This is a genomic window from Fodinibius sp. (assembly GCF_041642155.1).
Lineage (GTDB): Bacteria > Bacteroidota > Rhodothermia > Balneolales > Balneolaceae > Fodinibius.
The window spans coordinates 1-7,010 of record NZ_JBEPWZ010000150.1 but is presented as its reverse complement, the minus strand read 5'-3'; the positions used below and the strand labels follow the sequence as shown (position 1 = coordinate 7,010).

General features: G+C 51.9%; 7 protein-coding genes. 3 read left to right on the top strand and 4 right to left on the bottom strand.

What is annotated here, in order from left to right:
* Positions 1-257: hypothetical protein (locus tag ACESLU_RS09515; RefSeq protein WP_372638380.1), on the bottom strand; the 257-nt coding region annotated here is incomplete at its 3' end.
* A 1-nt stretch (position 258) separates the two neighbouring features.
* Positions 259-606, bottom strand: a complete 348-nt coding sequence (locus ACESLU_RS09510; RefSeq protein ID WP_372638378.1) for a hypothetical protein — start codon at positions 604-606, stop codon at positions 259-261.
* An 80-nt stretch (positions 607-686) separates the two neighbouring features.
* Here ACESLU_RS09510 and rlmB point away from each other — a divergent pair, with 80 nt between their 5' ends.
* Entirely contained in the window at positions 687-1,430 is a 744-nt protein-coding gene (gene rlmB / locus ACESLU_RS09505) for a 23S rRNA (guanosine(2251)-2'-O)-methyltransferase RlmB (protein WP_372638376.1), read from the top strand.
* Positions 1,431-1,523: 93 nt separating this feature from the next.
* Here rlmB and ACESLU_RS09500 read toward each other — a convergent pair whose 3' ends face one another.
* Together ACESLU_RS09500 and ndk are read right to left on the bottom strand one after the other, a co-directional pair.
* On the bottom strand, positions 1,524-2,756 hold the full coding sequence (locus ACESLU_RS09500) for an exo-beta-N-acetylmuramidase NamZ domain-containing protein (RefSeq protein ID WP_372638374.1): 1,233 nt from the start codon (positions 2,754-2,756) through the stop codon (positions 1,524-1,526).
* A 278-nt stretch (positions 2,757-3,034) separates the two neighbouring features.
* Positions 3,035-3,466 (bottom strand): nucleoside-diphosphate kinase, encoded by a 432-nt coding sequence (gene ndk / locus ACESLU_RS09495; RefSeq protein WP_372638372.1) that lies wholly within the window; start codon positions 3,464-3,466, stop codon positions 3,035-3,037.
* Positions 3,467-4,091: 625 nt separating this feature from the next.
* Between ndk and ACESLU_RS09490 the strand changes: the two genes are divergently transcribed.
* Together ACESLU_RS09490 and ACESLU_RS09485 are read left to right on the top strand one after the other, a co-directional pair.
* The gene (locus ACESLU_RS09490) at positions 4,092-4,532 is read left to right on the top strand and encodes a methylglyoxal synthase (protein ID WP_372638382.1); all 441 of its coding nucleotides are present in this window, start codon (positions 4,092-4,094) and stop codon (positions 4,530-4,532) included.
* Between the two features lie 39 nt (positions 4,533-4,571).
* A complete protein-coding gene (locus tag ACESLU_RS09485) occupies positions 4,572-6,668 on the top strand; it encodes a thioredoxin domain-containing protein (RefSeq protein ID WP_372638370.1) in 2,097 nt (698 codons plus the stop codon).
* Positions 6,669-7,010 lie beyond the last annotated feature (342 nt).

Sequence of the window (7,010 nt, the reverse complement as noted above, 5' to 3'; positions counted from 1 at the left end):
CCCACATTGATACCGAAAATAGCTATTATAATCAGAAAAACGGTTTGACTGAGTTCGGTAATATCGAAATAAAAGGAATAGCCGAAAATCAACAGTGCGGCGACATTCACCGCCATCATGACCCATTTGTTGCGATCTTTTTTGTGCAGTTCCTCAATCTGTTCTTCTATGGGCAGCGCTTGTTTTTCATTCTTCAAATGAATAGTGATATACGATTGCATCCGCTGCTGCTCCTGTTCATCCGTAAAATCAGTCATATTAATTCTTTGATTCCATCACTCTTTTCATGGCGTTGCGCAGCAACAGGTTCGGATCGTGCATCTTCGAAACCGTGTGATACACCAGGAAGAACCCGGCCATGGCCGAGATACTCGCCATTCCGGTCAGCAGCGTAGACAGCCAAAGCGGTTGCACATAGCCTAAAATGGCAACTGCTATAACGGTTAATCCCAGGAGTATCTGCAAGGTTCCGGCCAGTATGTAAATACTCGATACCGAATGGATTCGATTCATTAATTTCGATAGGCCCCGCCCGTATATAGAATCTCTTATACTTCTATCCCGGGAGGGGATCTTCCAGTCTTTATTTCTCTTTGAATTGCTCATAACTTTTTTCCGTATCTTTTAATAAGCCGTCATGTTCTTATAACTTAACCGAAATTGTTGATTTTTCAATCCTGTTTTTTATGCCCGATACAAACTCCGATATTTATATATACGGTCGCAACCCGATACGAGAAGCCCTGGCCAATGAAGCCGGGCGCCTTGAGAAGATTTTTGTGCGCGACTCCCTGCGCGACTCACAGCTTTCTGGCATCTTTGAGCTGGCCTCTCAACATCGCATTCCTATCTCACACGTGCCGGGAGCCAAACTATACGACCTCGTAGGCGGGGTAAACGACCAGGGGATTGTGGCGTTGATGAGTGCCGTATCGTACCTTGATTTCGGAGAGTGGCTCAATGAAATCGATACCTCATTCTACCCCGCTGTTCTTCTGCTGGACGAAATCACAGATCCGGGTAATTTCGGAGCCATCCTTCGCACCGCCGCAGCGGCCGGACTGTCGGCCGTGCTGGTTCCCAAACATCGGCAGGCTCCGGTCACGGCCACGGTGTATAAGACGTCGGCCGGTACCGCGGGACGCATCCCCATCGTGCGGGCCGGCAACTTGAATCAGGCGATCCTGAAACTGAAAGACGCCGGCTTCTGGATCGGCGGACTCGACATGGAGGGCGACCGGGAGCTGTGGGACCTCGAAGTCGATCGTCCCCTCGCTTTCATCATCGGCAGCGAGGACAGCGGCATCCGGCAGAAGACCCTCGAACACTGCGATTACCGGATTCGCATTGCCATGGAGAACAATGTGGAATCGCTGAATGCCTCCGTCAGTGCCGCCCTGTTGTGCTACGAATGGAAACGAAAACGGTAAAACAGTTGCTTTTGAACTTTCTTTCAGCCTCCGGAAAGAACATAAACAGGTGATAAGCGTGGACGCTTGTCACAGGCAGCGGGACACGTTAATTCACTCATAAAGAAGATATTCTGACCGCTGTTGAGAAAACTGCTGCGCCGTCTTCTCCCACTGTTCCCGGTAGCTCCCGTCTTCCAGCTGCTGCAGGAGCTCCGACCGGTCGATACCGCTGAGCTTCTCAATGAAACCGGAGAGTTCGGCATTCGGCGTGGCGTCCAGCATCGTAGCCAGCAGCTCCACTCCCAGTACTACCGGGTCGACGCGGTTAATATCCGTAATTTGCAGTTCCACGCCGTGGCAGCGCTCTCCCTCAAACTTGGGGTTGGGTGCTTTTCCCGGTATGGACCTGGGACGAAAGGAGACTCGTTCGATATTGACACCCTCAAAGGTACGCCGGAGCGGGGCGATGTGGCTGGTCGTCAACGTCGAGGAGGGCGAACCGATCATCATGAAGGGATCCGGCGTCCCCCGTCCCTCCGAAATATTCACGCCCTCAAAAAGAACCGTTCCCAGGTAGATATAGGCATGCCTGAACGTCGGAAGATTGGGGGAAGGCGGGATCCACTCCAGTCCCGTTTCCCGCCATTTCATAGTGCGCTTCCACCCTTCCATCGGAATGACGCGCAGCGTGCTTTTTTCCGCATGTTCAATCCACTGCTCACCGACCATCATCCTGGCCAGTTCTCCCAATGTCATCCCGTGGGCCATGGGAATGGGATAGCCGCCCACAAAAGAGCGGTGCTTATCCTGCAGCATCCATCCCGAGATGTAGTTGCCGCCCGCGGGATTGGGTCGATCGAGTACCCATACCGGCACGCCATGGGCCGAAGCGGCTTCAATAATATTGCCGAGCGTAACATTATAGGTATAGAAGCGGGCTCCCACATCCTGCATGTCAAAAAGTAACAGGTCGACTTCCTCAAGCATCTCTTCGGTGGGTTTTCTGGTCTCCCCGTAGAGCGAAAAGACCGGCAGTCCCGTGGCCTGGTCAACCCCGTCTTCAATGGTTTCCCCCGCTCCAGCGTCGCCCCGGAAACCGTGCTCTGCGGCGAACAGGGCGGTCACGTTAACATCGCTTGCCAATAACGTATCAAGCATATGTTTATCCTCCACGCGGGCAGTAGGGTTCATCACCAGTCCCACCCGTTTTCCCTGCAGTTCCCCGAGATGCTCATCGATCAGTACCTGCGCCCCCACTTTAACGCCGGAATGAGAGCCGGGTAACTGAGACTGGCAGGCATATGTGCAAACAGTTAAAAGCAGCAGCAGAGATCGTAGATACATGGAAAGTCCGGTTATAAGTTACTGGTTAATGGTTTATCAGTTATCAGTTGTTATTCCTAATAACGAATAACAGGTCATAAACTCGTTGTGCGGTTGATTTCCAAATAGGCCTTCCGTGTCGATAGGACCTGTAACTATTGGTTTGACAGGGACGCTGACAGGAGTTACCTCCCGTCACACGCTTTCAGGTCAGTACCGCACCACATGTTATTATAAATCACCTGCTTATTACTTATCACCGATTGGGTACTTATCGACGAACAGCTTATGAAAAACTATCACGCCTTATTCGCCACCACTTCGGCTTCCGTAAAGAAATAGGCGGCTTCTTTTTTGCCGTTTTCTACCGAATCCGAACCGTGGATGATGTTTTCTCCCACGCTGTCCGCAAAGTCGGCGCGAATGGTCCCCTCCCCGGCCTCAGCGGGATCGGTCGCGCCGATAAAAGTACGGAAATCCTCGATCGCATTCTCCTTTTCCAGAATCATCGGCACGCAGGGACCGCTGCTCATAAATTCGCATAGTTCCTCATAAAAAGGTCGTTCCCTGTGAACAGCATAAAAGCCGCCGGCCGTGTCCTGGGTCAGGCGTGTCATTTTCATTGCAACAATTTTAAATCCCGCTTCCTGAATGCGCCGGGTTACTTCCCCGATTAACTCTTTTCGTACACAATCAGGTTTAAGGATCGTCAGCGTTCGTTCTACAGCCATTTTACTTTCAGTCTATGTTTAATTTTAACTTGTTTTTAACAGAGAACCCAAATATAACGTATTGTCTATTAATTCACGAAGGGGATTTCTCAGGTCTGTTCCTGCTCCCCTGGGGTGGGTTGTTTCTCAATAGAAAGCAGTCCTCCTTCCCCGGAACATCATATGGTATGCTTATGAGTGGGCCCCGGCGAATTCCTTTGCTGTTATTTCTTTCCGGCAACACATCCCGGACCTTGGAAACCGGTCACCGGGGAATCCCCGGAAATGAGTGCCCGACCCAATCGATGCTGCCCTCCCTACCCTCTTTGCAAATCACTGAAAGAGGATTTCGAAAACCCGCTATTTTGTTCAAGGTTAAGGCCGGAGGGAGGGGAGAATCACAGCATACAACCCATAGTCCAGGGTTTCACCCGCTCGTTCACACCGAAGTTGGGAAAAAGAACGGTTTTGCAAGGCTGGCTAAAAATAAATCGCTTGAGGGCGATCAAATCTTATCTTAGCTTAGTACCTTGTAAGTGCGGCTAATCAACCATTATCCTAAACTACTTATATTTATATCAACAACATGAGTCTTAAACAAAGCTATAAAGATGCCGATCCGCCTATTGCTCACAGCTCCAAAAGAATGGCCAGAAAAAAGAACATCGCCCTTGTGGCCCACGATCATCGCAAAGAAGACCTCATCGACTGGTGCGACTTCAACCAGGGATCCCTTTCCAAGCATAACCTGTTTGGTACCGGTACCACCGGACAGCTGATTGCCGATAAGGTAGGGCTGGATGTCAACCGGTTTAGCAGCGGGCCGCTGGGTGGTGACCTGCAGATCGGTGCGGCCATTTCCAAGCACGAAATTGATATGATGATCTTCTTTTGGGACCCTCTGCAGGCGCAGCCCCACGATGTGGATGTAAAAGCCCTGCTTCGCATCGGGGTGCTCTATAATATCCCGGTCGCCTGTAACCGGTCGTCGGCCGACTTCATGATTTCATCTGATCTTTTTGATGAAGAGTACGGGCGGTTCCTGGTGGATTACAGCCAGCGCTTTACCAAAAAAATCGAAGAGTAAAGAAAAGAAAAGAAAAGTAAATCTTAACCACCTTGGAATATGGCGACGGAAAACCGACTGGCACAGGAATCGAGTCCCTATCTCCTGCAGCATGCGCACAACCCTGTCAACTGGTATCCGTGGGGACCCGAGGCATTTGAAAAAGCGCGGGAGGAGGATAAGCCCGTTTTCCTATCCATAGGCTACGCCACCTGTCACTGGTGCCATGTAATGGCGCACGAATCGTTTGAGGACGAGCAGATCGCCGGCATGATGAATGAGGCGTTTGTAAACATCAAGGTCGATCGCGAAGAGCGGCCCGATATTGATCATACCTATATGCTGGTGTGCCAGATGTTATCCGGCAGCGGAGGCTGGCCGTTGAATGTCTTGCTCACCCCGCAAAAGAAACCTTTTTACGCCGCCACCTATATCCCGAAGCGGGAGCGCCAGGGACGTCCGGGCATGCGGGAGCTGATTCCCTGGATTTCGCAGCTGTGGCAAAACGAACGCGAAAAGATTACAAAGTCGACCGATGAAATAAGCCGGGCTTTTAAAAAGTCCAACACTTTTGAGGCGGGAGAGCGGTTGGACCATTCGGTCCTGGAAAAAGCCTGTCAACAGTTCGAGGAACAGTTTGACGAGCAGTACGGGGGATTCGGATCCGCCCCCAAGTTCCCCGCCCCCCATAACCTGATGCTGCTGCTCCGCTATGCCGGCAGCCATGAGGATTCCCGTGCGCTCGAGATGGTCGAACAAACGCTCATCCGGATGCGGCTCGGGGGACTCTTTGATCATATCGGAGGGGGCTTCCACCGCTACTCGACAGATCGGGAATGGCTGGTCCCCCATTTTGAGAAGATGCTCTACGATCAGGCCATGCTGCTGATGGCCTATACCGAGGGCTGGCAATGTACAGGCCGCCCGCTCTTTAAGCAGACGGCCGAAGAGATTGTTTCCTACCTGATGCGGAAGATGCACCACCCGGATGGCGGTTTTTATTCGGCCGAGGACGCCGACAGCGAAGGTGAAGAAGGCAAATTCTATGTTTGGAGTCCCGCCGATATACGTGAGACCCTCCCCCCTCCTGAAGCAGAGCTTGCCATCGAAATATTCAATATCACAGAGGAGGGGAATTACAGGGACGAAGCCTCCGGCCGTCGAACGGGAAAATCCATTCCCCACCTCCGCAAGCCGGTCAAGAAGCTCGCGGGGGAACGGGATATGACAGAGGATAAACTTCGATCCCGGTTAGACTCAATTCGCAAGAAGCTGCTTGCCGCCCGGCAGCAGCGGGTCCCTCCCCTGCTGGATGACAAAATCCTCACCGACTGGAACGGCCTGGCCACAGCGGCCCTGGCCAAAGCGGGACGTGCATTCGACAACGGGGACTACGTGCGGCAGGCGGAGCGCTGCTACCGCTTTATTTCTGATGAACTGACCTCCGACAAAAACACGCTCCTGCATCGCTTTCGAAAAGGGGAAGCCGGAATTGGCGCTCATGCCGATGACTATGCGTTCCTGGTATGGGGACTGATTGAACTCTATGAGGCGACCTTTAAAAGCCGGTACTTGTCCCGCGCAATACAACTAAATAAAACATTCATAGCACAGTTCTGGGATCCCGATCACGGCGGATTCTTTTTTACCTCACGGTCGGGCGAAGAGCTGCTGGGGCGAAAAAAAGAAATGTACGACGGGGCCCTGCCGTCAAGCAATGCAGTGGCTATGATGAACCTGTTGCGACTGGGGCGGCTGACCGGAAACACCGGGTGGGAAGAGAAAGCGGATCAAATCAACAGGCTGTTTTCTTCGGATATCCGGAAAGCTCCGACCGGCTTTGGGTTTGCTCTTCAGAGCGTTGACTTTACCGCTTCCGGTTCACAGGAAATCATCATAGCCGGGCAGAAAGATACTGCCCAAACGCAGGACATGCTGCGCCCCCTGCATCGCCGCTTTCTTCCCCGTGCGGTCGTCCTGTTAAACGATCCGGCGGATGAAAAAATCGAGAAAATCGTTCCGTTTCTTTCAGGTTTTCCCGTGCAAGGGGGACAAACGACCGCTTACGTCTGCCGGAACTTCAGTTGTGAAATGCCCACTACCGATCCGGAGAAGATGCTGGAAATGATTGAGAAACGAAGTGGGACCGCGGAATGACAGATGGCTTCTGATGCAGGCCCCTAATGTGGAATCCTGGCCCATTGCTCTGAAAAAGCAGCCCCATGAGCCTTTGAAAAACCAGTCCCGAAGCATCGGGAAATATCAACCCCTGAGCGTATTCAAAACCACAGGTTATAAGGCACATGTGAGGATTTTGAATGTACGAAAATGCAGATATTGGCCAAAAGAACGGTTTTGCAAAGGCTTCGTCCCAAATAACCAACAACCAAAACGGCGTGCTATTTCGGCTGTAGTTCTATCACCGTAACAGTGGGGGGCGCATTATAGCGTATCGGTCCCAGGGTAAATCCCAGTCCGTTATTTATATGAATGGGCAGT